This is a genomic window from Marinomonas foliarum (genome assembly GCF_016906065.1).
GTDB classification, from domain to species: domain Bacteria; phylum Pseudomonadota; class Gammaproteobacteria; order Pseudomonadales; family Marinomonadaceae; genus Marinomonas; species Marinomonas foliarum.
In genome coordinates, this window is the sequence record NZ_CP070273.1 from 3,320,955 (window position 1) to 3,346,592 (window position 25,638).

21 protein-coding genes and 4 pseudogenes are annotated in these 25,638 nt (G+C 45.3%); 18 read left to right on the plus strand and 7 right to left on the minus strand.

Going from position 1 to position 25,638, the window contains the following annotated elements; translation table 11 throughout:
- Position 1 precedes the first annotated feature (1 nt).
- Positions 2 to 1,249 carry a methyl-accepting chemotaxis protein gene (locus tag JSY38_RS15420; RefSeq protein ID WP_239543994.1) on the plus strand — a complete coding sequence of 416 codons (1,248 nt, stop codon included), beginning with the start codon at positions 2 to 4 and terminating at the stop codon, positions 1,247 to 1,249.
- Here the strand turns inward: JSY38_RS15420 and JSY38_RS15425 are convergent.
- The 6 genes and pseudogenes from JSY38_RS15425 to JSY38_RS15450 all read right to left on the minus strand — a co-directional run bounded on the left by JSY38_RS15425 (position 1,246) and on the right by JSY38_RS15450 (position 5,952).
- Positions 1,246 to 1,764: a sugar ABC transporter gene (locus tag JSY38_RS15425; protein ID WP_114413696.1), complete on the minus strand. Its 519-nt coding sequence runs from the start codon at positions 1,762 to 1,764 to the stop codon at positions 1,246 to 1,248. The two genes, JSY38_RS15420 and JSY38_RS15425, sit on opposite strands and share 4 nt — an antisense overlap.
- A gap of 178 nt (positions 1,765 to 1,942) precedes the next feature.
- Positions 1,943 to 2,284 (minus strand): CoA transferase, encoded by a 342-nt coding sequence (locus JSY38_RS15430; protein ID WP_114413697.1) that lies wholly within the window; start codon positions 2,282 to 2,284, stop codon positions 1,943 to 1,945.
- 130 nt (positions 2,285 to 2,414) lie between these two features.
- A pseudogene (locus tag JSY38_RS15435) lies at positions 2,415 to 2,861 on the minus strand (IS5/IS1182 family transposase); the annotation flags it as partial.
- A gap of 374 nt (positions 2,862 to 3,235) precedes the next feature.
- Positions 3,236 to 4,518: pseudogene (locus JSY38_RS15440) on the minus strand (ISL3-like element ISPpu12 family transposase).
- A 21-nt stretch (positions 4,519 to 4,539) separates the two neighbouring features.
- Entirely contained in the window at positions 4,540 to 5,052 is a 513-nt protein-coding gene (lspA, locus tag JSY38_RS15445; protein WP_205114009.1) for a signal peptidase II, read from the minus strand.
- Between the two features lie 3 nt (positions 5,053 to 5,055).
- Positions 5,056 to 5,952 carry a cation efflux transmembrane domain-containing protein gene (locus tag JSY38_RS15450; RefSeq protein WP_205114011.1) on the minus strand — a complete coding sequence of 299 codons (897 nt, stop codon included), beginning with the start codon at positions 5,950 to 5,952 and terminating at the stop codon, positions 5,056 to 5,058.
- 97 nt (positions 5,953 to 6,049) lie between these two features.
- On the opposite strand from JSY38_RS15450, the gene cadR reads away from it, so the two are divergent.
- The 3 genes and pseudogenes from cadR to JSY38_RS15465 all read left to right on the plus strand — a co-directional run bounded on the left by cadR (position 6,050) and on the right by JSY38_RS15465 (position 7,870).
- The gene (cadR, locus tag JSY38_RS15455) at positions 6,050 to 6,457 is read left to right on the plus strand and encodes a Cd(II)/Pb(II)-responsive transcriptional regulator (RefSeq protein ID WP_205114013.1); all 408 of its coding nucleotides are present in this window, start codon (positions 6,050 to 6,052) and stop codon (positions 6,455 to 6,457) included.
- A 106-nt stretch (positions 6,458 to 6,563) separates the two neighbouring features.
- Positions 6,564 to 6,740, plus strand: a pseudogene (locus tag JSY38_RS15460) (copper resistance protein CopC); the annotation flags it as partial.
- A 158-nt stretch (positions 6,741 to 6,898) separates the two neighbouring features.
- Entirely contained in the window at positions 6,899 to 7,870 is a 972-nt protein-coding gene (locus tag JSY38_RS15465) for an IS5 family transposase (RefSeq protein WP_067038543.1), read from the plus strand.
- A 260-nt stretch (positions 7,871 to 8,130) separates the two neighbouring features.
- Here the strand turns inward: JSY38_RS15465 and JSY38_RS15470 are convergent, their stop codons facing one another.
- The gene (locus JSY38_RS15470; RefSeq protein WP_024024481.1) at positions 8,131 to 8,484 is read right to left on the minus strand and encodes a helix-turn-helix transcriptional regulator; all 354 of its coding nucleotides are present in this window, start codon (positions 8,482 to 8,484) and stop codon (positions 8,131 to 8,133) included.
- Between the two features lie 326 nt (positions 8,485 to 8,810).
- Here JSY38_RS15470 and JSY38_RS15475 point away from each other — a divergent pair, with 326 nt between their 5' ends.
- From JSY38_RS15475 to JSY38_RS15540, 14 genes and pseudogenes are all read left to right on the plus strand, one after another.
- On the plus strand, positions 8,811 to 9,230 hold the full coding sequence (locus tag JSY38_RS15475; RefSeq protein ID WP_147270570.1) for a PHD finger domain-containing protein: 420 nt from the start codon (positions 8,811 to 8,813) through the stop codon (positions 9,228 to 9,230).
- Positions 9,231 to 9,300: 70 nt separating this feature from the next.
- A complete protein-coding gene (locus JSY38_RS15480) occupies positions 9,301 to 10,674 on the plus strand; it encodes a TolC family protein (RefSeq protein ID WP_024024479.1) in 1,374 nt (457 codons plus the stop codon).
- Entirely contained in the window at positions 10,671 to 12,224 is a 1,554-nt protein-coding gene (locus JSY38_RS15485; RefSeq protein WP_024024478.1) for an efflux RND transporter periplasmic adaptor subunit, read from the plus strand. Before JSY38_RS15480 ends, JSY38_RS15485 begins: the two co-directional genes overlap by 4 nt.
- 9 nt (positions 12,225 to 12,233) lie before the next feature.
- Complete coding sequence (locus JSY38_RS15490) at positions 12,234 to 15,362, plus strand: efflux RND transporter permease subunit (protein WP_205114017.1); 3,129 nt, start codon at positions 12,234 to 12,236, stop codon at positions 15,360 to 15,362.
- Between the two features lie 112 nt (positions 15,363 to 15,474).
- The gene (locus JSY38_RS15495) at positions 15,475 to 15,831 is read left to right on the plus strand and encodes a copper resistance CopC family protein (protein ID WP_239543995.1); all 357 of its coding nucleotides are present in this window, start codon (positions 15,475 to 15,477) and stop codon (positions 15,829 to 15,831) included.
- An 81-nt stretch (positions 15,832 to 15,912) separates the two neighbouring features.
- Positions 15,913 to 16,806 carry a copper resistance D family protein gene (locus JSY38_RS15500; RefSeq protein WP_024024989.1) on the plus strand — a complete coding sequence of 298 codons (894 nt, stop codon included), beginning with the start codon at positions 15,913 to 15,915 and terminating at the stop codon, positions 16,804 to 16,806.
- Between the two features lie 57 nt (positions 16,807 to 16,863).
- Positions 16,864 to 17,259, plus strand: coding sequence for a hypothetical protein (locus JSY38_RS15505; protein WP_024024988.1), 396 nt, complete (start codon positions 16,864 to 16,866; stop codon positions 17,257 to 17,259).
- A gap of 211 nt (positions 17,260 to 17,470) precedes the next feature.
- On the plus strand, positions 17,471 to 19,558 hold the full coding sequence (locus JSY38_RS15510; protein ID WP_114413438.1) for a copper resistance system multicopper oxidase: 2,088 nt from the start codon (positions 17,471 to 17,473) through the stop codon (positions 19,556 to 19,558).
- Between the two features lie 12 nt (positions 19,559 to 19,570).
- The gene (locus JSY38_RS15515; RefSeq protein ID WP_024024987.1) at positions 19,571 to 20,284 is read left to right on the plus strand and encodes a copper resistance protein B; all 714 of its coding nucleotides are present in this window, start codon (positions 19,571 to 19,573) and stop codon (positions 20,282 to 20,284) included.
- A gap of 99 nt (positions 20,285 to 20,383) precedes the next feature.
- On the plus strand, positions 20,384 to 20,611 hold the full coding sequence (locus JSY38_RS15520) for a hypothetical protein (RefSeq protein WP_100187602.1): 228 nt from the start codon (positions 20,384 to 20,386) through the stop codon (positions 20,609 to 20,611).
- Positions 20,604 to 22,952 (plus strand): heavy metal translocating P-type ATPase, encoded by a 2,349-nt coding sequence (locus JSY38_RS15525; RefSeq protein ID WP_168827392.1) that lies wholly within the window; start codon positions 20,604 to 20,606, stop codon positions 22,950 to 22,952. The genes JSY38_RS15520 and JSY38_RS15525 overlap by 8 nt, the downstream gene beginning before the upstream one ends.
- A 152-nt stretch (positions 22,953 to 23,104) precedes the next feature.
- Positions 23,105 to 23,419 (plus strand): DUF411 domain-containing protein, encoded by a 315-nt coding sequence (locus tag JSY38_RS15530; protein ID WP_205114019.1) that lies wholly within the window; start codon positions 23,105 to 23,107, stop codon positions 23,417 to 23,419.
- A gap of 286 nt (positions 23,420 to 23,705) precedes the next feature.
- Positions 23,706 to 23,917 (plus strand): annotated as a pseudogene (locus JSY38_RS15535) (transposase); the annotation flags it as partial.
- A 585-nt stretch (positions 23,918 to 24,502) separates the two neighbouring features.
- Positions 24,503 to 25,546: an IS630 family transposase gene (locus JSY38_RS15540; protein ID WP_236037344.1), complete on the plus strand. Its 1,044-nt coding sequence runs from the start codon at positions 24,503 to 24,505 to the stop codon at positions 25,544 to 25,546.
- Positions 25,547 to 25,638 lie beyond the last annotated feature (92 nt).

A 25,638-nucleotide genomic window follows, 5' to 3' on the forward strand; every position in this document is an offset into this window, starting at 1 on the left:
GATGAAAATAACGACTTTATTTAGTCAATTCATTGGTCAGCAAGCTCTTGGTCATCAAGTGATCGAAAACTTATCGTCTCCCGCTTTTATTAATTGCTTAGGTTCAGGTCGAAACAAAGGCTTAGCCTTTGTGAATAGCGCCATGTTGAAGGCGCTAGGTTATAAATCGGCGGCTCAGTTAAAAGGTAAACACCTTAATACGATTTTAAACGAGATTCAGCCAGGCGGAAGAACTCGTGATGAGATGATGGAAAAAGGCAAAGTTCAGCTGAAAAAGTATCGATATTGGCGTGGTGGTTTAACCTATAAAAAAGCCGATGGCAGTACTTTTACCACATCCGCCATTGTGACCTTGAGCATGGTTGGTAAAACGCCTTATACGATTTCGATTTTGGAAAATAAAGAGCTGTTAGAAGGTTTTACTAACCAATTTAAAGACGATGTAGAAAGTGTCGCCAATGACATTAATGATTCGGCAGCAAGCCTCAATACGTCATCTGGGCATTTGGTGACAGCGATTCAAACGACACTAAAAGAAGCGCAACGAACCTCGGAAATAACTGACGTCTCGGCACAAAACATGCAAACGCTTTCGGCCTCAGTTAGTGAGCTTTGGGAAGGCTCGCAAGTGATCTCTGATAAAATCTCTCAAGCTACAGATGCTTCTTTAACGGGTGTCGAAGAAGCAGAACGTTCGGATGCCTTGATTCAAAAAATGTCGTCTGCGGCGGTGAATATTGGTGAAGTGATTGGCTTAATAAAATCCATCGCGGATCAAACCAATTTATTGGCTTTGAACGCGGCGATTGAAGCCGCCCGAGCTGGTGAAGCAGGTCGAGGCTTTGCCGTGGTGGCGTCGGAAGTGAAAAACCTTGCTTCGCAAACTTCCCAAGCCACCGACAGTATTTCGGATCAAATTGAATTGGTTCGAACCACGATAGAACAAACCATCAAAGGATTAGAAAGCACGTCAGTGATTATTAATCAGATTAATAATATCTCCCAAGAAGTAGCCGACAGTGTTCAGCTTCAACGAACGTCAACCCATGACATTCGGGAAAGGCTGAACGCCTTGGTTCATCAAGCAGAGGATGCTCAACAGTCATCTAGTGAAATTTATCATCAAGCGCAAAGCGTCAACGATGAAGCGTTACAGATGAGCCAATCGGTAGAATCACTAAATGGCCAAGCGAAGATGTTAAGGGAAAAGTCTACTTTCTTTATTAATCAGTTATTGCAGCGGTCTTAAAAGCTTTTAAGTTGTTTTCCCATGGCTTGGTAGATATGGATTTTTGCTGAGCCAGCTTTGATTTCATCTAATGAGAGATGGCTAGCTACCGCCAACCAACGCTTTGCAGGATATTTATCTAATGCAATGGCGTTTAACCTAATGGGTTCCAACCCAAGGTCTAGCAAAGCTTGCGGCGATTCTTCGCTACAAAGTAAGTATTCATCGTCATTCACGGCTTGTGCTCGTTTGGGCATATCGTAAATATTGCGGTGCCAATCTGTGATGTGTTCTTGCCATTTAGCAAAGTTACCGCCGCCAGCTTGTTTGTAATGCTGGCTGGTTAGTACGTCTGCTTCGTCTATGCTGTGTATGGCGAGATAACGCGGGCAGTCTTTGGTTAATGCAATGAAGCGTTGAGAGGTGAAGAAACCGTTGACAGAAATAAGTGCGGGCAGTTTGTCGTTACTGTAAAACTTATTCCATTCTGCTTCTTTAGCTGGATCATTGAATGAGCATTCCACTGTGTAGATCATTGTTGTGGCCTTTGATGGAAAAGAAAAAGTACTGTCAAACGGAATTCTAGCGCTGAGTTAAGTTCCTCGTCACGATAAAATTTATGCTTATCTTGAATGTATTTTATACGGTAAAAAGGGCAAATTATCTGGAATGAGTTCGCCCTTTGGAAAAATACGATGGTATTTCGCTAGATACCTAGTTTGTGGCGCCTTGTTCTCGCATCTTGGCGATGTCTTGTTCTGAGTAGCCAAGCTCTTTGAGCAGTTCTGCGCTTTGTGCACCGATTGGCTGAGGGGCTTTGTTCACTTGTGCTGGGCTGCTGGATAAATTAAACGCAGACACTGGCACCTTTAAGCCATTTACTTGGCTGTCTGGATCATTCAGTGTTTGTATTGCATTACGAGCGGCGATTTGCGGATCGGCCATGACTTCTTCCATACGGCGAATACGAGCAGCAGGAATACGTCTTTCATTTAGAAATGCTTCCCAGTAATCGGCCGTTTGCGTTTTGATAATACTGGCTAAGGAACGTGCGATTAAGTCAGATTATTAGCACTAAGTCGCAGCTGGCCTGATTCGCTCTTTAATTTACTTAAAACCTCGGTTTTTAGTGTGTCTATTCCCTAGTTGGAGGCTTAAAAGCTCTAACTACCATCATCAAGACGGATTAACCCCGTGCAGACCTTATCATCTGATCCACTCGCAGTATGTTTCCCAGTGCAAACAACACCGCGAGCTTATTGTCATTTTTTGATAGACCTTTATAGACCACTTTGCGGAAGCCAAACTGGCACTTCAGTATCCGAAACGGGTGCTCTACTTTTGCTCTGATGCTCGCTTTTATGTACTCAGTATTGATGGGGATTTTATTAATACGGGGATGCTTTTTCCATTCCCGAACCTTGCTTGGCATCTCCGCAATCAACCACTCCAACGTCTTATCTTTGGTTTCCTCACGTTTTTCCACGCCACGGTAGCCCGAGTCAGCAGAGACAAACGTCTCATCGCCATGCATGAGCTCAGTGATTTGGTTTAGGTCATGTTCATTGGCAGAAGTGGTGGTGAAACTATGCACCAAGCCACGTTTGGCATCGACTCCAATATGTGCTTTTAGTCGGGTAAGGACAGTGTGTTACCACACCATCCTCCCCTAAGAACCGTACTTGAGAGTCACCCCTCATACGGCTCAAGCCTCTCAACAGCCTTGATATGACCGAGCTTCACAATGGGGAAATCGATCGATGGCGGCGCTCCAAATAAGCGTTCCATGTCGGATTGTAGGGATTCACTGCACTACGTATTTTAATGTGCCTTACGATCAGAACGGTCGATGCTGAAAACAGCCGCAACCGTTGGCTTATGCCATTAATCCGATCATCAGATCGCAAACACCCAGTGTCTTGCCCCTTCAACATGGAAGTATTTTTTCTGGGTATACGGATTTAATGGTTGATGGGGCACCTTCACCCCATCAATCTGATACCACCCTCAGATGGTTGATAGATCGACTCCGTAGTTGAGTTCCTCTGCGAAGTCCGGCAGTCCGTAACCGATGGTTTTCTTGTAGAAAGGAGAGACCTTCGCAGTCGGTGCCTTCTTCTTGTGCTTCGTGGTGTAGAGCATTCGTGCCCGCATCACCTCGAAGGAGTAACCGCGCCCTTCACGGTTCTTGTCCTTGGCCAGTCGGTTGATGGACTCCGTGTAAGCGTTGGTGACGGGCATGTCCGTCTCGAAGTAGGTCATGGTCTCTTCGCGCCAGTTTCCCGCTGCCCTGACCAGATCGCTCCAGACTTCCTTTTGGCCCTTCGGGATGGTGGCTATCCACTCGTCCAGGGCGGCTTCTGCCTGGAGCCGTGTGGTGGCGTCCCAGATGCCGTAGAAGCGCTCCTTGTGCTCGTAGGCGGCCAGCAGTTGCGGGAACGCGCCTGTCCAGGTCTCCATGATGAGGCGCTCCCGGTCTGAGACTTCGTGAGCGCGTTTCAGCAGGATTTTCCGGTCTCCCTTGAGAGCTGGGACGGTTTCAGCTCCTTTCTGAGGCCCTTGCGCACTCTCTCTAGGGCATCGTTGGCCATACGCACCACATGGAACTTATCGACCACGATACGGGCCTGGGGCAGCACAGCCTTGACCGCTGCCCGGTAGGGGTTCCACATGTCCATGCTGACGATCTCGACCTTCTGCCGGTCTTTCAGCTTCATCAGGTAGTTGGTCACCACGTCCTGGCGGCGGGTGGCCAGCAGGTCGAGCAGGGTTCGCTCCTCAATGTTGGTCAGAATGCAGCGGTAGCGCTTGTTCAGGTATAGCTCGTCAATGCCCAGGATGCGGGGCGTCTCGAAGCGGTGCCAGCGCCCCAGGAACTCGGCGCGGGTGTTGAAGATGTCGCGCACCGTCTTCTCGTCCAGGCCGGTCTGTGCCGCCACAAAGGTGTAGGGGTGGTTGAAGGATTCCTTCTCCACGTACTCATGCAGCCGCAGTGTCATACGGAATCCGTCCACCATCTCCGGTAGCTGGGGCCTGAATGTTGTCTTGCAGGCCCGGCAGGTGTATCGGCGGCGGACCACCCAGAGAGTGACCCGCTTGCCGTGGATGGGCAGATCACGATAGGGAACGTCACGCTTGCCGAACCGTACGAACTCACCCTGCACACCGCATTCCTCGCAGGCGATGGGATCGGGCACGTCCACCTGGAAGTGCATTTCGTCGTCGGTTGATTTGCAGCCCAGTACTTGGTATTGCGGCAGGTGAAGGATGTTGTCGGGAAGTTCGGTCATGGTGTTGTATAGGCGTAGGTGTCAGTCAGATCCATCCGACTCGACATTGGTGTTTGCTTTTTTACCCAACAAGCTGCTGGAAACGAAAAGTAAGGCACCGAGGACAATTGCAATATCAGCCAGGTTGAAGGCCGGCCAATGCCAGTCTCGCCAATAGAAATCAAAGGAATCCACAACATAGCCGCGAAAGACCCGGTCAATCAGGTTGCCCATGGCGCCACCGAGGATAAGACTGTAAGCGATGGCTTCTCCTTTATGACGATTTTCAAGGATCAGCTTGATCAGAAAAATCGAGACCACTACCGCGATTCCGATAAAAAAGTAGCGCTGCCAGCCTCCACCATTCGCAAAAAGACTGAATGCGGCACCGGTGTTCCATAGGTGCACCCAGTTAAAGAACGGGGTCACCGAAACATACTCGCCATAGGCCATTGATTGCTGCACCAGCCACTTTACAGCCTGATCAGACGCTGCCAGCAGGCCCGATATGGACAATAGGGCATACGGCGAGAGCTTTTTGCCAATAATGAGCATTATTTAACCCTTCAACGCCAGAATGCGTCTAGCACCGTTAAGTACAATTACCCCCGCGATGGTGCCGATAATCAGATCCGGATAATTGGACCCGGTCCACGCGACCAGAGCGCCGGCGGTGATGACCCCCAGGTTGATCACCACGTCGTTGGCCGAGAATATCCAGCTTGCCTTCATGTGCGCCCCGCCCTCCCGATGTTTGGATATGAGCAGCAGACAACTGGTATTGGCAATCAATGCGACGAATGCGATAGCCATCATCACCAGCGATTCAGGCTCACTACCGAATACAAAGCGTCTCACCACCTCTATGAGTACGCCCACAGCCAAGATCAGTTGCAGTACACCAGCAAGATGCGCGGCACGTACCTGCATTTTCACGCTATGTCCAACCGCATAAAGGGCAAGCCCGTACACCGCCGCATCGGCAAAATTGTCCAGGGATTCTCCAATCAGGCCGGTGGACCGGGCGATCAGACCGGCAGTCATTTCCACCACGAACAGAAGTGCATTGATGCCGAGCAACCAGCGCAGGGTCCCGGATTCTTGCTTAGCAGAAGCTGCCGAAAACTCGGCGGCCTTGATGGTCTCCGGATTTGCAGCGACGGTTTCCTGAAGCGAGGCGCCTAGCCCCAAGGTCTTCAATTTCGAGGTGACGGGCTCGACCTCGCCGTCATGCACGACCTTCAGCCGGCGGTTCGACAAGTCGAAGGACAGCGCCCGAATCTCCTCAAAGCCGTTCAGGGCTAGGCGAATCATTCGTTCTTCTGATGGACAGTCCATCTTCGGCACGGCATAAACACTGACCCATCTCCCTGGCGCCTCGGAGGAGGCCTGTATATCGGTATCCGCTGCGGACGTTGCATCAGCGCCACAGGCGCCACCACAGGATTTTCTCATGATACTACTCCACTTGAACAAAATGTTGTGGTACCATTTAAAACTATAAAGCTACTATAATGTCAATAGAGTAAAGAATCCGTTGGGGAGGAGGCTGATGCGCATTGGTCAGTTGGCGCAGTTGGTAGGGGTCGAAACACAGACGATCCGCTTCTATGAACAGCAGGGCTTGTTGCCGCCGCCTGATCGGCAGGACAACGGTTACCGTGTCTATACCAAGAAGCATGGTGAGGGGCTGGCCTTCATCCGTCGCTGCAGAATCCTGGGCCTGTCACTGGCTGAGATTCACGAACTACAGAGCTATCAGGACGACCCTCATCAGCCTTGTACCGCCGTCAACACCTTGCTCGATGATCACATCTCTCATGTGGGATCGCAGATAACCGCTCTGCAAGCGCTTGAGAAACAACTCGTTTCACTGAGAGCGAGTTGCAACGATGACCGGGAAGTTGAGGCGTGTGGGGTTCTTGCTGGAATTAGCGAAGGAAACATGCACCAGCAGTAGGTGAAGCATCAACCAGATAATCCGATGAGATGCCGGTCTGTCTCACTCTCATGCAAAGGTAAGATCAACCATTTAATCCGCTTACCCGAAAGTTGTAAGTCTCAAGGTAGTAGGATCTAAAGGTAAGCCCGTGTCGGTTCGGTTTAATCGTGACGGTGCAACAACGAAAAATTTTCAAACTATGTTACCAATGTTGGCGCCGGACAGTTATACAGTTCATTGGAAAGCAATGGGCGAAGATGGACACATGATGAAAGGCTCTTATGGTTTTATGCAGCATTAATTTGAACATTTAAACTGTTTAGTTCAACTGGCTAATTAGATTATATCTTTTAGGCTTTTCATTTTATAAAAAAGGGGCTGTATGATGTTAAGGAAACTGCGATTAAGTCCCCAATATGAGACAATGCCGATCTGACCATTACCTCAAGACCGAATGACATGAATCAGCTTTCCTTCGCCGATACCGAATTTACCAGCAAACGCCGCAAGACTCGCAAAGAGCTCTTCCTTGGTCGGATGAATGAGCTGATTCCATGGCTACAGCTCGAAGCTCAGATTGAGCCGTTTTACCCAAAAGCTGGCAATGGTCGGCGTCCATACCCTCTCGCTACCATGCTACGCATTCACTTTATGCAGAACTGGTACAACATGAGTGATCCAGCGATGGAAGATGCCCTTTACGAGATCACCTCTATGCGGCTGTTTGCTGGCCTATCATTAGAAGGTGCGATCCCAGACCACACGACCATCATGAATTTCCGTCACCTGCTTGAGAAGCATAAGCTGGGTCGTAAACTCTTCAAAGAAGTAAACAAATGGCTGTCTGATTCTGGCACCTACTTTAAAGAAGGGACAATCGTTGATGCGACGATTATTGAGGCAGCAAGTTCCACCAAAAATAAATCTAATGCACGCGATCCCGAAATGCACCAAACGCAAAAGGGAAAACAATGGTTCTTTGGCATGAAAGCTCACATCGGTGTTGATGCAAAGCGTGGGTTAGTTCACAGCTTCACCACGACGCCTGCCAATGATCACGATTTAAACCAGTTGACGGAACTTCTTCATGGCAATGAGTCATTTGTATCGGCGGACTCTGGCTACCGTGGCGTAGAAAAGCGCACAGAAACAAAAGATAAGAATGTCGATTGGTTAGTAGCTGAGATGCCCAGCAAGATACGTGCTTGGAAAAAGCACCCCCGCCTCAACAAGCAGCTGATCCGAACGGAATACTTAAAGGCGAGTATCCGAGCGAAAGTCGAGCACCCGTTTAGAATACTGAAATGCCAGTTTGGGTTCCGCAAAGTCGTCTACAAAGGCCTGTCTAAAAATGACAACAAACTCGCCGTGCTGTTTGCACTTGGAAATTTGTTACGAGTAGATCAGATGATACGTTCTGCACGGGGTTAATCCGTCCAAATAACGGTTGTAAGGTGCTTGAAGTACCTTACAAGTGGGTTAAGTGGTGATTAAATGTCGCTTCTGAGGAAATACTGTCACAAGCTGAAAGTCAGCTAAAAATTGTCTTACTTGTTCGTATGTTCCTTAAGCTAAAAGTGGGGCGCGCTATATTAGATTGAAAGCTTTCAGCAAAATGAAGAATATTACGTCCATTTTTTGCCCCCGCCAAATATCCCACTAGATGGCCATGTAACGTCAACTTAAGAACACTAATTTCCGTTGTCATCTTCGTCTCCATCTTTGTCTTCTAGTAATCCTTTCCATGGATCATCCGATAGTTGTTTTTGTTCATCAGAATGATCAGGCTGTTTGTGCGGTAAAGATGTGTTGTTACCATCACTTTCAAGAACAGCTAAAACAGCATTCAGCTTTTCTTTTGGAATCAGCATGACATCGCTATTGAGACCTTTGGCAATCAGTTCAAGAGTATCAAGTCTTGGGTTGCCTTTTGCTTCCAGCCGTTGGTACTGCTGCCTAGAAATGCCAATACGCATTGGCATTTCATTCTGCTTGAGTTTCAGTGCTAAACGACGATTTTTGATTTGCTGTAGTAGATTCATCATAAGGAAACTAATAAGTTGCTTTTTAATTTATAGAAACATATTAGTTGCTATTTCGATGTAAGGCAACTTAAGTGTTTCTTTTTTCGATATCTGAAAGTGCGGAAATATAAGGAAGTATTTTTTTAGTCCATGGATAAATGGAATGATGAAACCAATGGTGACGATATACTTGAAGTTTATGAAAACCTCGATTTAGATAGGTTTTTATGTCAATTGTTGTCTTGTAAAGTCTGGGAAGTCCAAATGATTATCAAAATTTAAGTTTGAGTTGCTTTAAGCTTTTTACTAACATATAGTTTGTTGATTAGTTGCAGAGAGTTTTATAAATGCCATCATTTGTTTTAAATAACATCAGCATATCAGCGAGAAAACACGGTTTCGTGTGCTTTTTGCTGTTTGTACTATCGTTATTTTCGATGGCAATGGCAACGAACAGTATGATGTTATCGAGCTCGAATATGATGTCTATGGAAATGCATGACACGTCAGAATTATCGGATCATGATATGTCTCCTGATAAGGGGATCTCTTGTACGTCTGATTCGATGGACGAATGCTCTAGTTTGACATCAGAGCACAATCACCAAAACTGTATGGACAATCATTGCAGTAGCTTTTCAGGCTTACTGGTCAGCTATCATTCTGATTCTGACAATATTTCTTCTGTTCACACGACTCTGTCGTCTGAATTCTACGTTTCTACCCACCCAAATACGCCTTATTTCCCCCCTATAGTCATTTCTTAAATTCGCAGTTTCACTCATCGCTTTAATGTGCGTTGAGATTTTATGAATTTAAAAATGAGTACTCAAGCCAATGGCCAAAAACAAATTTTTGGCATTCTGTCATGTATTACAGAGTGTCTATTGCCGTCAATTTTTAATCGGTAAAACGAATCGTATTGCCTCCGTTTTCTTATTGTCGTTGCTGCCACTTGTTGCGAGCGCAGAAGTGTTAAGCCTGCAACAAGCGGTGGAAAAAGCCGTCTCCCAAGATGACTGGTTGATTTCCAGCCAGCAGAAAGAGAATGCTATTCGCGCCTTAAGCCAAGGCATGACGGCGTTGCCGGATCCAAAAATCAATGTTGGTTTATTGAATATGCCAACTGACAGTTTTGATTTTAACCAAGAAGCGATGACGCAATTTAACGTGTCGGTATCGCAGATGTTTCCAGCTGGCGATACCTTACGTTTAACAGGGGAAAAGTACGCTGTGCAAGGCGATCAAATGCCCTTGATGCGAGATAATCGTCGCGCGATGTTAGCAATGGAGGTATCGAATCTTTGGCTAACGGTATACAGTTACGAAGAGAGCATCAAGCTCGTGAAGCAAAATAGAACCTTGTTCGAACAACTTCATGAGGTAGTGGAAAGCAGTTATAGCTCGGCGTACGGGCGAGCCAAACAGCAAGATTTAGTGCGTTCTGAACTGGAGTTGATTAAGTTAGATCATCGTCTAACTCAGCTTCGTCAAGCGAAAGAAAATGCACTGAAAAAATTGTCCCAATATATTCTTCCGACCATGGTTGATCAGAACACAGCTGATCAAGCAATCACTCTGAAAACAACGGGTGAACCCATTATGGTAACCCCGTCTAGTATTCTTCCACCAAATTCCTTGGCGGCTCGTCTGAGCCAGCATCCGTTGGTTCGCATTGTCGATGTTCAATCCAATACCGCGCAGATAGATAAATCGATTGCCGAGCAAAAGTACAAACCAGAATGGGGCGTTACCTTGGGTTACGGTTATCGCGGCGATGATCTAAGCGGCAAAGATCGAGCCGATCTGGCGTCGATTGCGGTGAGTGTCAGCGTGCCAATCTTTTCGTCTAGTCGACAGGATGCTCAGGTGAAAGCCGCGACCTTACAAGTCGAGTCTTTTCTTTCTGAAAAGCAGCTTGTGCTGAATGAACTCATGGCGAAATATCGTGTTCTGACATCTGATATTAACTTGCTAGATCAACGAATTCGTCTGTATCAAACCAAGTTACTTCCTAGTTACAGAGAAAGTGCGCAAGCCATGTTGAATGCTTATACCAGCAATGATGGTGTTTTCTCGGATGTAGTTCAGGCGCGCATCGATACATTAAATGCACATATTGAATTATTAAATATTCGTATCGAGCGCTTCAAGCGCTTAGCCGAATTGAATTATGTAATGGCACAAAGTGAAGAGGTGAAACTCAAATGAAAGTAATCGGGTATATCGGTGTATTTGTACTAGGTGGCGTTCTTTCGGCTACGGGTTATCACTTTGGTCTTCAAGCATTTAATGCTATGAACGGGGAAATGAATGCTGGTGCATCAGTCACGAAAGATGAAAAAGCACCTTTATATTGGGTGGCGCCAATGGACCCAAATTACCGTCGTGACAAGCCGGGTCAATCTCCTATGGGAATGGATTTAATCCCTTTTTATGGTGATGACCAAGGTTCCAATAATCAGGGCGCTGGTACTGTAAGCATCTCGCCTGAAGTGGTTAATAACCTTGGTGTGAGAACAGAAAAAGTGTTTGAAGGCGTGCTGAAACCAGACATTCGTACTGTGGGCTATTTGGCTTACAACGAAGACAAGATTGTTCATATTCACCCTCGTGTCGAAGGTTGGATCGAAAAGAGCTTTATTAAATTCAATGGTGATTCAGTTGAAAAAGGTCAGCCTTTGTTCGATTTGTATTCACCAACCTTAGTGAATGCGCAGGAAGAATTTGTCTTTGCGTTAGCGCGCAAAGACCAGCGCATGATCAACGCGGGTGAAGAAAGGCTAAAAGCTCTGCAAGTGTCGAGCAGTTTTATCCAAGCGTTAAAGACAAAGCGCAAAGTGTCTCAAACAGTGCGATTTTTTGCGCCACAAAGCGGCGTTATTGACAACCTTGGAATTCAAGATGGTTTCTATATTAAGCCAGGCACAACTTTGATGTCGATCGCGGATTTGAGTGAGGTGTGGTTGGATGCCGAAGTGTTTGAGCGCCAAGCGCATCTTGTCGCGGTGGGGCAACCGGTTGAGGCTGTTATGGATTTCCTACCGGGGAAAACTTTCAGCAGTAACGTGGATTTTATTTATCCGACTCTAAATGCCAAAAATCGCACTTTGCGTGTTCGCATTCGTTTAGATAACCCCGAGCAACTTCTGAAGCCAGATATGTTTGCCCATGTTCGTATTGAAACCACCGAGCCAGGTAAAAAACGATTGATTCCAAAAGAAGCTTTAATTCGTGGCGGCGAGCAAAGCCGCGTGGTACTGGCATTGGGTGAAGGGCGTTATAAATCGATTGCAGTCGAAACCGGCGCGTTCGGTGATGACTACGTGGAAATTTTAGACGGCTTGGTGCTGGGTGATGAGGTCGTGACATCGGCGCAGTTTTTGTTGGACTCTGAATCCAGCAAAAGCTCGGATTTCAAACGCATGAATATAGACAGTGAGCAGATGGCAATGCCTGCCAGCAGCACTGAAATGGCTAACACGGCAATGTCTGATAATGAAATGTCAGCAGCAGAACCTACCAACAATGTTTGGGTAGCCGCACGCATTAATCGTATTGATGCGACAACGCGGATGGTGAATGTGAATCATGATGCTATTACTGATTGGAAATGGCCAAAGATGACGATGGACTTTGAGTTAGCTGATTGGTTGACGCTGGATGAATTGCCAATTGGTAAAGATATTCAGCTTGAGATTACGCGGGAAAGCAGTGTGAAATTCATGGTCACTGACTATTTTGACGCTGACACGGAGTAGGGGAATATCATGATTGAAGCGATCATTCGTTGGTCCATAAACAACCGATTCATGGTGTTATTGGCTACTTTTATTTTAGTGGGCGCTGGCTTGTATTCGTTAAAGAATACTCCCGTTGATGCCATTCCTGACTTGTCTGATGTGCAAGTTATCATTAAAACCAGCTATCCAGGACAAGCGCCGCAAGTGGTTGAAGATCAAGTTACGTACCCGTTGACCACGGCGATGTTGTCTGTGCCCGGTGCTCAAACAGTGCGCGGTTATTCGTTCTTTGGAGATTCGTATGTCTACGTGATTTTTGATGAAGATACCGATATGTATTGGGCGAGAAGCCGAGTGTTGGAGTATTTAAGTCAGGTTGCGCCATCCTTGCCGAGTAACGCAAGGGCGCAATTGGGGCCAGACGCAACGGGTGTCGGCTGGGTGTATTTATACGCCTTGGTCGATAAAACCGGTCAAAACGACTTGAGTCAATTGCGTTCACTGCAAGACTGGTTCTTGAAGTATGAATTACAAACCGTGCCTGGCGTATCGGAAGTGGCGCCCATTGGCGGCATGGTGAAGCAATATCAGGTAAGTGTGAATCCAGATAAATTGCGCGCGTTAAACATGCCATTGAGTCACATTCAAAATGCCATTAAACGCGGTAATCAGGAAGTCGGCGCGTCGGTCATTGAAATGGCTGAAGCTGAATACATGGTTCGAGCGTCTGGTTATATACAGAGCGTCGAAGATATTGAAATGATTCCGCTTGGCGTCAGTGAAAGTGGCACACCGCTGACGATCAAAGATGTGGCAGACGTTGGTATTGGCCCACAAATGCGTCGAGGGTTAGCGGATCTAAATGGCGAAGGCGAAACCGTCGGCGGCGTGGTGGTGATGCGTTTTGGTGAAAACGCACAGAAAACCATCGAAGGCGTAAAAGCGAAATTGGAAACCTTGAAATCCAGCTTGCCAAAAGGCGTTGAGGTGGTGACTGTTTATGATCGTTCTGGTTTGATTGATCGTGCTGTGGAGAATTTATGGACCAAACTGCTGGAAGAGTTCCTTGTGGTTGCGTTGGTTTGTATGGTGTTTCTTTTTCATGTGCGTTCCTCTTTAGTGGCCATCATCAGTCTGCCTGTCGGTATTTTGACTGCCTTCATCGTCATGCATTTGCAGGGTATTAATGCCAATATCATGTCGCTTGGCGGTATTGCGATTGCCATCGGCGCCATGATTGATGGCGCAATCGTGATGATAGAAAATCTCCATAAGCATATGGAAAAAGTCGAAATGACCAAGGAAAACCGTTGGCAGGTTGTGACCGCCGCGGCTACCGAAGTCGGCCCCGCGTTATTCTTTAGTCTGCTGATTATCACCGTCAGTTTTGTGCCTGTGTTTACCTTGGAATCCCAAGAAGGGCGAATGTTTGGCCCGTTGGCCTATACCAAAACCTATGCAATGGCTGCATCGGCGGCATTAGCCATCACCCTCGTCCCTGTTTTGATGGGGTACTTTGTGAGAGGTAAGGTCTTGCCTGAGCATAAAAACCCTGTTAATCGGGCTTTGATTGCGGTGTATATGCCGGCGTTAAAAGCTGTGTTGAACTTTCCGAAAACGACCATTTTGGTAGCGATTGCTATATTCGCCATTGGTATGTGGCCGTTAAATAAGTTGGGAAGTGAGTTTATTCCTAACTTAGACGAAGGTGATTTGATGTATATGCCAACAGCGTATCCGGGGATCTCCATCGGACAAGCACGTCAGGTATTACAGCAAACCAATAAACTGATTGCGACCTTGCCAGAAGTGAAAACTGTCTTTGGGAAGGTTGGCCGTGCAGAAACCGCGACAGACCCAGCACCTTTGACGATGATCGAAACCTTTATTCAACTCAAGCCTCACTCTGAATGGCGAGACGGCATGACCAGCGACAAGATCAAGCAAGAGCTTGATCAGCTGGTCAAGATCCCTGGCATTACTAACGCTTGGGTAATGCCGATCAAAACACGAATCGACATGCTGGCAACGGGCATCAAAACCCCTGTGGGTATAAAGGTTGCAGGTCCTGATCTGAAAGTGATTCAAGATATTGGTTTGCAGCTAGAGAAAATCTTGAAACCAGTTGAAGGCACGGCATCGGTTTATTCTGAGCGTGTGGCCGGTGGTCGTTACGTCAATATAGACATTAATCGCGCGAAGGCATCGCGTTATGGGTTGAACATTCAAGATGTTCAAGAGCTTATCTCTTCGGCGGTGGGTGGCATGAATGTCACTAATACTATTGAGGGGCTTGAGCGCTATCCCATTAATGTTCGCTATCCACAAGAATATCGTGATTCACCAGAGCAATTAGCCCTTTTGCCAATCGTGACTCCGAATGGTTTACGAATTGCTTTAGGGGATATTGCTGATGTTTATGTGGAAGAAGGTCCGCCAGGATTAAAAAGTGAAAACGCGCGTTTAAACGGTTGGACCTTTGTGGACATTGAAGGTGTAGATATTGGCCGTTATGTCGAAAACGCACAAAAAATCGTAGCAGACCAAGTGCAATTACCAGCAGGTTATTCATTAAATTGGTCTGGTCAATATGAGTATATGCAACGGGCAAAAGAAAAGCTGACCTATGTGGTTCCGCTCACATTGGCCATTATCATTGTCCTCTTGTATATCAACTTCCGTAACTTCTCCGAGGTGGCGATCATTATGGGCACCTTGCCATTTGCTATGGTGGGTAGTATCTGGTTGATGTATTTATCTGGTTTCAACTTCTCGGTTGCAGTGGGGGTTGGCTTTATTGCGCTGGCTGGCGTGGCCGTGGAAATCGGCGTCATTATGCTGATGTATTTGAATCAAGCTTGGGCAGAGACACAAAAAAAATGCGCTGAAAAAGGCGTCTTACCTCGCGCGGACACGCTTTACCATGCGGTGCTTCATGGCTCTGGTATGCGAGTTCGTCCGGTGATGATGACGGCGGTATCCATCATTATCGGCTTGCTGCCAATTCTATATGGTACTGGAACGGGATCGGAGGTGATGAGTCGAATCGCCGCGCCTATGGTTGGTGGTATGGTGAGCGCAGTCGTGCTGACGTTATTAGTGTTGCCTGCGGTGTATTTTCTATGGAAAAAATCGTCATTGAAACAGATGTCTTAATTTAATCAGTATTAAAAGAGTGTTTTTTCGGAACTTTTAGAGATCGTTGATATAAAGAGATCCCCTCTTTGTATCCGTTTAAAAATTTATCAACAACGTAAAAGGTAATAACATGAAAACTATGAAAACTATGAAATTGGCATTTTCTACATTGGCTTTGGTGGCCTCCGTTAACGTATTTGCACACGGTATGATGACCATGACATACCCCAAAGACGGTGCCATGCTAATGGCTCAAGCAGAACGAGTAGAGCTAAATTTCCCGAACCCTATGAAAGTTGTAAGTCTCAAGGTAGTAGGATCTAAAGGTAAGCCCGTGTCGGTTCGGTTTAATCGTGACGGTGCAACAACGAAAAATTTTCAAACTATGTTACCAATGTTGGCGCCGGACAGTTATACAGTTCATTGGAAAGCAATGGGCGAAGATGGACACATGATGAAAGGCTCTTATGGTTTTATGCAGCATTAATTTGAACATTTAAACTGTTTAGTTCAACTGGCTAATTAGATTATATCTTTTAGGCTTTTCATTTTATAAAAAAGGGGCTGTATGATGTTAACGAACTGGGAAATCGCGCAATTATTGACACGTTGGTTATTGTATTTTGGTATATCAAGCGTTGTAGGTGGGCTATTTGCATTTTGTTTGTTGCGTCATCAGTCTGCTTTATTGAGTAGTATAAAAAGGTACGTACGAGGAGGTGCGTTGATTGGTTTAGTGGCGACAATAGCTTATTTTTTTATCCTCGTTGGTGGGGCGATGGAAGAGGGTCTATCGCTCATGTTTGACCCTATGATGGTCTCTATCTATTGGGATTCGCCTGCGGGCAGTACCTTAATCGCTAATGTGATTGGTTATTGCTTGGTGATCATAGCGTCATTTACCCTTGGGTCGGATCGTGCCTTCAGTCTGTGGCCATTTTCACGCCTTGCATTAATGGTCGCTTCCTTGGGCATAGCCAGTTTGATTTATTCGTTTTCATTCACGGGTCATGCGACAGAGCAAGCTTGGTATTATCAAATTATATTCTTTACTCATATCTTGATTGCTGCTTGGTGGTTAGGGTTGCTATTCCCTTTGTGGTTGGTTGCGCGAAAATCCACGCACCAGGAATCTAATCGAATCTTAGAGCGTTTTGGCGAACTTGCAGCGGTTGCTGTTTTGATTTTGATTATCTGTGGAGCATGGATGAGCTATGTTCTGACAGGATGGCAAGACTTATTCTCGTCAGACTATGGTTTCTGGTTGTTGGTGAAACTTGCTTTGGTCGTTGTTATTCTGGTGATGGCGGCATACCATAAATTACATCTTGTGCCGTTAATACTGAAACGCGGTAATACATTTCTTATTCAAAAATCTATTTTAATGGAAAAAATGATCGCTTCTTCTATTTTGGTGGTCACGGCGATATTTACGACGTTTGTTGGTCCTCCAATGCATTAATTAGAGGTGTATTTAAAGTGATGTTGTTTGGGGTGAAAGTTGATTGGGGGAAGAATAATGAGACAAAATAAAATCGTTATCATTATATTTGTTTTGCTCGTGTTTGTTAGCCAGACAATGACTTCTGTGGCTGGTCCAATGGCATATCACTCAATGCAACTTACTGCTACTGCTACTTATGGCTCGATGGTCGATCATAAGGCTTCGTTGCACAACGCGTCTGTTGAAACACACACAGATCAGTATGTTCAAATATTGCCGGTCACGAATGCGTTAGATTGTTGCAAAGACAAAAGCTCGTGTCCGATGAGCGTTTGCATGTCGATGGCCGCGATCATTGATCGTCAGTGGATTTATTACGGCTCTCAACTGAGTCAGAGTAGTGCTCATCTAGTTCAACAAGAGCCACCGTTGAATAGCTCTTCTTTATATCGCCCTCCGATACTTTCTTAATCTTTGGATGAATCCGTCGTTTTGTCGGACGCTCCAAGGTCACTAACCGTTATTTTCTATTATTAACCTTTTATCCACTACAGGGATAATGCCTGTATTGGATCTTCTCAAGAACATTGTTGGAGACAATTATGTCTTTTATTCATTACATTATTTGGTTGCACCTGCAAACAGGTGTTGTGGGTTTAATTAGATTAAGGGAGTTCAGTTTATGACAGTATTCAAACCTTCACACGAAGAGCAGAACAAATCATCGAGCGGTACAGTGCTTAGCCGTCGTCAGTTTGTATTTGGTGCTTCTGCCATGCTGGCTTTAACTACCATTCCGTTTTCAAAAAATGCACTAGCAAGTGCCATTGGCCAATCTTTAACTCAGTTATCTGGGAAAGTTTTTGATTTAAGCATTGATTATAAAACCGTTAATTTTACGGGAACGCCTGCTAGAGCAACGGTCATTAATCAACTGTTTCCCGGACCCTTGTTACGCTGGAAAGAAGGTGAAACGGTCACGCTAAGAGTAAAAAACAATCTTGATCATGACAGCTCTTTGCACTGGCATGGGATGATTTTACCGACAGAAATGGATGGCGTTCCTGGCCTTAGTTTTGCGGGCATCAAACCGGGAGAAACATTCGAATATAAATTTCCAGTTAAGCAAAGTGGTACCTATTGGTATCACAGTCATTCAGGTTTTCAAGAACAAACGGGAGTGTATGGCGCGATTGTTATAGACCCTAAAGAAGCAGACCCTGTTGTGTTTGATCGGGAGCATGTCATCATGCTGTCGGACTGGTCGGATGAGGCGCCTGAAACGATATATGCGAATTTAAAGAAGCAATCAGACTATTACAATTACAGTGAAAGAACGATGTCTGATTTGTTTTCTGATATCAAAAAACAAGGGTTGGTGAACACATGGAGAGCACGCTCCATGTGGAATCAGGAACGTATGAGTGACCGAGATATTTCTGATGTCACGGGCGCCACCTATACGTATTTAATGAATGGGAACCCACCGGCACAACCTTGGCAAGCACTCTTTAAACAAGGAGAAAAAGTTCGTCTTCGCTTTATTAATAGCTCTGCGATGACGATATTTGATGTGCGAATTCCAGGTTTAAAAATGACCGTGGTAGCGAGTGATGGACAAAATGTTCAGCCTGTTACCATCGATGAATTTCGAATTGGTGTTGCGGAAACTTACGATGTGATAGTCGAGCCGAAGATGGAGGATGCTTATTGTATTTTCGTTCAGAGCATTGACCGTTCTGGTTATACCGTTGGTAACTTCACGTCAGATGAAATGTTCACGGCCAAAATCCCTGATATGGACCCTATGCCGATCTTAGGGCATGGCGATATGGGCATGAATATGGAGGGCACGGACCACAGTAAAATGGCGATGGGTTCGGACTCTATGTCGGGCATGGAAGGCATGGACCACAGTAAAATGGCGATGGGTTCGGACTCTATGTCGGGCATGGAAGGCATGGACCACAGTAAAATGGCAATGGGTTCAGACTCTATGTCGGGCATGGAAGGCATGGACCACAGCAAAATGGCAATGGGCTCAGGCTCAATGGCTGGCATGGAAGGCATGGATCACAGCAAAATGGCAATGGGTTCAGGCTCAATGGCTGGCATGGAAGGCATGGATCACAGCAAAATGGCAATGGGTTCAGGCTCAATGACTGGCATGGAAGGGATGGATCTCAGTCAGCCAAGTATGGTTATGCCTACTTTAGGTTTAGCAGGTTACGGCAGTGACAATGAGATTAAGCATCTAGATTCAGAAAATGGTCCTCAAGTAGACATGCAATCAGGCATGCCTCAAAGCGGCCTTAACGACCCAGGTATTGGCTTAAGGGATCATCAAGCGAACTATAACCGTAAAGTACTGACCTACGCAGACCTAAAAGGCTTGCATCCTACTCATGATAAACGTCAACCCACTCGAGAAATCCAGCTGCATCTAACGGGCAATATGAATCGTTATATGTGGTCAATTAATGGAATCAATTTTGCTGATTCCGCTCCACTTGAATTGGCGTATAACGAAAGAGTGCGAATTACCTTGGTGAACGACACCATGATGATTCATCCCATGCATCTACATGGTGTATGGAGCGAGTTAGAAACAGGAGACCCTGATTACATTCCACGTAAGCATACTGTGATGGTTCAGCCTGGTTCAAAAATCAGCTATTTAGTCACCGCAGACGCCTTGGGGCAATGGGCATATCACTGCCATTTGCTATATCACATGCCTGGCATGTTTAGAAAAGTGGTCATCAAATAAGGAGAGTAATAAATGAAAAACTTTAATTCACTAGGCTTTACATTAGTGATGGCAACGGCTTCTGTTATGAGCTCTTTGTCTTATGCAGGTGCGGAAGATGACCCTTTATTAAGTTATGTCGCCATCGACCAATTAGAAAAAGGCCTTGAGTCAGACGATCCAATCAGCTTTAGTTTTCAAGCATGGGTTGGTTATGATATGGATAAAATCTGGCTTAAAACGTCAGGTGAATACCAGAATAGTGACGACCAGGACCTAGAAGTACAGGCTCTATACAGTCATGCCGTAGCGCCGTATTGGGATATGCAGATGGGCGTAAGGCGAGATATTAAACCGTCCCCATCTCGTGATTGGCTGGTGCTTGGTTTCCAAGGTTTGGCTCCGTATTTTTTCGACATTGACGGTGCTTTCTTTGTTGGAGAAAAAGGGCAAACCTCCATTCGTTTAAGCATCGAACAGGAATGGTTAATCACTCAAAAACTGATATTAACGCCTGAATTTGAAATGAACGCCTATGGTAAGAGTGATGACGAGTTAAGCATGGGTGCTGGTCTTACTGATATCAATGCAGGCCTTCGACTAAAGTATGAAATAACACGTAAGTTTGCACCTTATATAGGTATAGACTGGAGTAAAAAGCTCGGTGCTACGGCTGATCTTGCTCGTGATAATGGAGATAGCATTAGCAACTCTCAGTTTGTCATTGGCGTAACGGCTTGGTTTTAATTTTTTTACAAGAAGTAAAAGGGATGTCAGTGAGATGAAAGATAAAAGTCTCACTAACATCACCATTAATTTCTACGATATAAAAGAAAGGACAATACCATGATGAGCGAAAGTATGTTTGGTAGCACTATGTGGGTAGGACACTGGATGTGGATGTTAGTGATTGTGATCTTAGTCGTTATACCTGTCTATAGAATATGCAAGCGAGCTGGATATTCTGGCTGGCTGGGACTGCTGATATTGGTCCCAATGGTCAATATGGCTTTGTTATATTTCATTGCTTTTTCTGACTGGCCCGCGAGTAAAAAAGGAGCACAATATGAGTGAGCACACGAATCATCATGAACATAAAAGCCATGGGGTGCATGACCCTGTGTGCAAAATGTCGGTAGATCCTCAAACCGCAAAGTATAGTAGTCAGCATGTAGATAAAACTTGGTATTTCTGTTCTTCCGGCTGTCAGTCGAAGTTCGATAATAATCCAGAGAAGTATCTCAGCGAAGAAAATGAGCAAACAGAGCCGGTTGCGGCCGGAACCATGTTTACCTGTCCTATGCATCCAGAAGTCCGTCAACAAGGCCCCGGTGACTGCCCGATTTGTGGCATGTCGCTGGAACCTGAGGAAGTAAGCCTCGACGACGGCCCTTCAGTAGAGCTCGCCGACATGACTCGTCGATTCTGGATTGGTCTGGCTCTGGCACTTCCGGTTTTTTTGATCGAAATGGGAGGCCATCTCTTTAAGATTGACCATATTGTGTCGCCACAAATATCCAATTGGATTCAGTTGGCTTTAGCTACTCCAGTGGTCGTTTGGTGTGGTGGACCATTCTTTGTGCGTGGTTGGAAATCTGTACTTAATCGTAACCTTAATATGTTCACACTTATTGCCATCGGTACGGGTGTTTCTCTGTTGTACAGTTTTGTCGCAACCTTGGCTCCGCAGAAATTTCCTGACGCTTTTCACGCTGACGATGGCTCAGTCGCAGTGTATTTCGAGGCGGCCGCTGTCATTGTTGTGCTGGTGTTGTTAGGTCAGGTACTTGAACTCCGAGCTCGAGAAAAAACCTCTGGCGCTATCAAAGCTCTATTGGATCTAGCTCCGGCCACGGCAAGAAAACTGGACGATGACGGCAGTGAGTCTGATGTGGCGCTCGATCAAGTTAAGGTTGGCGATCGATTGCGAGTTCGACCAGGCGATAAGGTACCTCTAGATGGCGAAGTGCTTGAAGGCCGTTCCAACGTTGATGAATCCATGGTCACTGGTGAACCCTTGGCTATTACTAAGAAGACTGGAGATCAGGTAATTGGTGGTAGCATTAATCAGCAAGGCAGTTTTATTTTACGAGCCGACAAAGTCGGACGAGACACAATGTTGTCCCAGATCGTCCAGATGGTTGCCAGTGCGCAGCGAAGTCGTGCACCTATTCAGGGAATGGCTGACAAAGTGGCTGGTTGGTTCGTTCCGGTGGTTCTGTTGGTTTCTATCATTGCATTCGGAGTCTGGTCTATCGTCGGTCCAACGCCACCCATGGCCTTTGGTCTGATCGCAGCTGTGAGTGTGCTGATTATTGCTTGTCCCTGTGCCTTGGGTCTGGCGACTCCTATGTCGATCATGGTCGGTGTTGGTCGTGGCGCTCAGATCGGTGTCTTGATCCGAGATGCTGAAGCGTTGGAGCGGATGGAAAAAGTAGACACAGTGGTAGTGGATAAAACCGGGACCTTGACCGAAGGTAAGCCTCAGGTGACAAAACTGGTCTTGGCAAACGGTTTCAGCGATGAGGACTTGATGCGTTATTCCGGTAGCCTTGAAAAGGGCAGCGAGCACCCTTTGGCACATGCTATTTTGGATAAAGCTAAAACAATGAACCTAACATTACCAGACGCCATAGATTTCGACTCTCCAAACGGCAAAGGCGTTACTGGTGAAGTCGATGGAAAAAGGGTTCTGCTTGGTAATCGATTGTTAATGCAGTCAGAAAATGTTGATACATCCGCCTTTGAGGAAGAAGCCAATCAACTTCGAGAGGACGGTGCAACAGTAATTTTTGCCGCAGTTGATGGAAAGGTTTGTGGTTTGCTGGCGATTGCAGACCCGATCAAGGACACCACTAAAGCGGCAATAGCCGCTCTGCAGAATGAAGGGATTCGTGTGGTGATGCTGACCGGAGATAATCGTACCTCTGCCGAAGCTGTAGCTCGAAAACTCCACATTGATGAAGTGAAGGCAGAAGTATTGCCGGAAGATAAAGGCAATGTTATTCAACAGCTTAAAAATGAGGGTCGTGTTGTTGTTATGGCTGGTGATGGTGTTAATGATGCGCCAGCCTTGGCAACCGCAGATGTAGGTATTGCCATGGGGACAGGAACCGACGTGGCTATCGAAAGTGCGGGTATTACTCTATTACGTGGCGATCTGATGGGCATCGTGGAGGCACGGCGATTATCCCTGGCAACCATGCGTAATATTCGGCAGAACCTGTTCTTTGCATTCATTTATAACATGGCAGGAGTACCGATTGCTGCAGGAGTACTTTATCCGTTTACAGGTATTCTCTTATCGCCTATTTTTGCCGCTGTAGCTATGTCGTTGTCCTCGGTGAGTGTCATACTAAATGCTTTAAGGCTGCGGGCGGTAAAATTATCAGATAGCCAAATTAATAGTAAATAGCTAATTTTGAAAGAGGTGAATATATGAAGGTAATAAATAAAAGCATTGCAACTTCAATCTTAACGTTAGTCAGTGCAAGCGTGTTTGCACAACCTATAATAGATCTCTACAAGTCTCCGACATGTGGTTGTTGTGTTAAATGGGGGGAGCTAATGAAGGCAGAGGGATATACCGTTAATTATCATCACACAGAAGACTGGTCCTCTTTAAAAAAAGATGTGGGTATGCCCATGCAACTACAATCGTGTCACACCGCTGTAATCGACGGTTACTTAATTGAAGGGCATGTGCCAGAACAAGATGTGGCACGTTTAATACTTGAGAAACCTGAAAATGTATCAGGGTTGGCTGTGCCTAGAATGCCAAGGTATTCTCCTGGCATGGCTGAAAAAGGTCAGCAATACAAAGATTTTAATGTGATTCAGTTTAGCCAACAAGGAACGATGACAGTTTATCAACAGTATTGATAAACGAAAATCCAACAGGTTAGTTAGCTAATTTAATAGGGGCTTACTAACCTGCTTTATAGGCGAGTATACAAGACCATTCAGGCTCTGGATGTCTCAGATTTTACTAGATGTTTTTAAACTCGAAAATCCTTATGGCGTTTCTGCCAATGTAATGTGACTTGTTGCGGAACATTTGAATAAGTTCCTCTCATGGGAAAATCGCGTTTTCAGTCTTCGAGTCTCAACCATGTCAGACTAACTCACTTTTGCTGACAGCGGATTCAACAACAATAACCGTAAAACAATACGTAAGGAAATTTTTTCTTTCTCGCATGAATGAGTTGATGTCTTAGTTTCAACTAGAAGTGGTTGTTGAGCCGTTTTATCCCCAAGCTGGCAATGGGATATCCACTGTCTACTATGTTTCGTATTGACTGCATGCAACATTGGTACAGCATGAGTGACCCAACGATGGAAGATGCCTTGCATGAGGTTACTTCTATGCGTTTGTTTGCTCTTGCCAACGTGTCTCGGGTTGATCAGAGGATACGAGCTGCAAGGGGTTAATCCGTTCAAAGATTAATCAATGAGACTAAATTACCGAATTGAGTGACCAGTAAGGGGTAAAACAACTGGGTTGTCTGTTGTGTTTGGTGGTTTGAAGAAAACGAGGGTCGTTGGCTCAACTTGATCGTATGTTTCCTAAGCAGTTTCTTAAAAACCTTATTAATCTCTCTTTGATTGTATGGAATATTGATATTGGCAAGTAGTTTTTTGTTATTTAAAGTCAACCATCCGCTACATAGTAAAAAAATTAATCCCATAAATAACCTATGTCCATATACTATTATCTTCTATTTTACAATTAGCTTTAATGGTAGGTTTATAGTGAATTATACAAAATCCAGGTAATACTGTTTTTCTGCAATTATTTACTATAGAATATATTTATACTGATCAATAAATAAATGTTCTTCTTATGAATTTATGTATGTCTAATGGTTTTAGTGTTACTGCCGAGAGGCGTCTGATCATTACTATACTTTTTTTAATTTCTTTATTATTAACCCGGCGGCAATAATTATCTGATATAATTACCAAATGAACGAAAAAATAGACACCCGAAAACTGACCACTTCCGAGCTTGCTAGACTACGAAAGCAAGTTGTTAAACTGCGTGATAAAGGTTTCTTGTTGAAAGAAATATCAGAAGTGACTGGAGTCCATATCGACACCGTTGGTCGTTGGTATAGAGACTACTTAAAACGTGGAAAAGACAGCTTCGAGTATAAGAAGCGTGGCCGCGAAGAAGGTTCATTTCGCAGCTTAACCAAAGCGCAAGAAGCTCGCATCCAACAAGAAATCACAGATAAAATGCCGGATCAGTGTAAGTTGAATTTTGCTTTGTGGACGCGGCGGGCAATCCAACAACTCATCAAGCAATTGTGGGGAAAGAATATGCCCATTAGAACGATAGGAGACTATCTAAAACGCTGGGGTTTTACACCACAAAAACCATTGAAAAAGGCTTACGAGCAGAACCCACAAAAAGTCTCCAAATGGCTTGAACAAGAGTACCCTTTAATCAAGGAAAGAGCGGAGAATGAAGGCGCGGAGATACATTGGGGTGATGAAACTGGCATTCGTAACGACAGTCAGCATGGTCGTAGTTTCGCTCCCAAAGGCAAAACACCAGTCCAAGTTATTCCAGCGAAGCACTGCCGTCTCAATATGATCTCTTCTGTCACAAACCAAGGAACGGTTCGCTTTATGACCTATTCCGATACGATGACCGCTAAAGTATTAATTCGCTTCATGAAAAGACTCATTTCCTCGTCGAAGAAAAAGATTTTTCTGATACTCGATAACCTTCGAGTCCATCATGCAAAGTTAGTAAAAGAGTGGTTGGCTAAGCCAAAAATCAAAGAGCAAATAGAAGTCTTTTATTTGCCAGCATACTCACCTGAACTTAACCCAGATGAATACCTAAATTGTGATCTAAAAGCAGGTATCCACACTGGTGATGCGCCAAAGAATGAACAAGCTTTAAAAGGAAGAGTGGTCTCACATATGAGAATGTTACAGAAGCATCCAGATCGAGTTAAAAAGTACTTTAAGCATAGGTCAATCTGCTATGCCGCTTAGAAGATATAAAATGCCGCCGGGTTAATAATTAGTGCATCCGTAAAAAAACCTATAAATATTTTTTATAGTTTCTCGTCTGTTGAAAATATATC

Excerpts from the sequence above, each read along its gene's own strand:
- JSY38_RS15540 (WP_236037344.1), top strand. The coding sequence starts at position 24,503 with ATGAACGAAAAAATAGACACCCGAAAACTGACCACTTCCGAGCTTGCT.
- JSY38_RS15500 (WP_024024989.1), top strand. The coding sequence starts at position 15,913 with ATGATGTTAACGAACTGGGAAATCGCGCAATTATTGACACGTTGGTTA.
- JSY38_RS15465 (WP_067038543.1), top strand. The coding sequence starts at position 6,899 with ATGAATCAGCTTTCCTTCGCCGATACCGAATTTACCAGCAAACGCCGC.
- JSY38_RS15510 (WP_114413438.1), top strand. The coding sequence starts at position 17,471 with ATGACAGTATTCAAACCTTCACACGAAGAGCAGAACAAATCATCGAGC.
- JSY38_RS15425 (WP_114413696.1), bottom strand. The coding sequence starts at position 1,764 with ATGATCTACACAGTGGAATGCTCATTCAATGATCCAGCTAAAGAAGCA.
- lspA (WP_205114009.1), bottom strand. The coding sequence starts at position 5,052 with ATGCTCATTATTGGCAAAAAGCTCTCGCCGTATGCCCTATTGTCCATA.
- JSY38_RS15485 (WP_024024478.1), top strand. The coding sequence starts at position 10,671 with ATGAAAGTAATCGGGTATATCGGTGTATTTGTACTAGGTGGCGTTCTT.
- JSY38_RS15450 (WP_205114011.1), bottom strand. The coding sequence starts at position 5,952 with ATGAGAAAATCCTGTGGTGGCGCCTGTGGCGCTGATGCAACGTCCGCA.
- JSY38_RS15525 (WP_168827392.1), top strand. The coding sequence starts at position 20,604 with ATGAGTGAGCACACGAATCATCATGAACATAAAAGCCATGGGGTGCAT.
- JSY38_RS15520 (WP_100187602.1), top strand. The coding sequence starts at position 20,384 with ATGATGAGCGAAAGTATGTTTGGTAGCACTATGTGGGTAGGACACTGG.
- JSY38_RS15495 (WP_239543995.1), top strand. The coding sequence starts at position 15,475 with ATGAAAACTATGAAAACTATGAAATTGGCATTTTCTACATTGGCTTTG.
- JSY38_RS15490 (WP_205114017.1), top strand. The coding sequence starts at position 12,234 with ATGATTGAAGCGATCATTCGTTGGTCCATAAACAACCGATTCATGGTG.
- JSY38_RS15475 (WP_147270570.1), top strand. The coding sequence starts at position 8,811 with ATGCCATCATTTGTTTTAAATAACATCAGCATATCAGCGAGAAAACAC.
- JSY38_RS15530 (WP_205114019.1), top strand. The coding sequence starts at position 23,105 with ATGAAGGCAGAGGGATATACCGTTAATTATCATCACACAGAAGACTGG.
- JSY38_RS15480 (WP_024024479.1), top strand. The coding sequence starts at position 9,301 with ATGGCCAAAAACAAATTTTTGGCATTCTGTCATGTATTACAGAGTGTC.
- JSY38_RS15515 (WP_024024987.1), top strand. The coding sequence starts at position 19,571 with ATGAAAAACTTTAATTCACTAGGCTTTACATTAGTGATGGCAACGGCT.
- cadR (WP_205114013.1), top strand. The coding sequence starts at position 6,050 with ATGCGCATTGGTCAGTTGGCGCAGTTGGTAGGGGTCGAAACACAGACG.
- JSY38_RS15505 (WP_024024988.1), top strand. The coding sequence starts at position 16,864 with ATGAGACAAAATAAAATCGTTATCATTATATTTGTTTTGCTCGTGTTT.
- JSY38_RS15470 (WP_024024481.1), bottom strand. The coding sequence starts at position 8,484 with ATGATGAATCTACTACAGCAAATCAAAAATCGTCGTTTAGCACTGAAA.
- JSY38_RS15420 (WP_239543994.1), top strand. The coding sequence starts at position 2 with ATGAAAATAACGACTTTATTTAGTCAATTCATTGGTCAGCAAGCTCTT.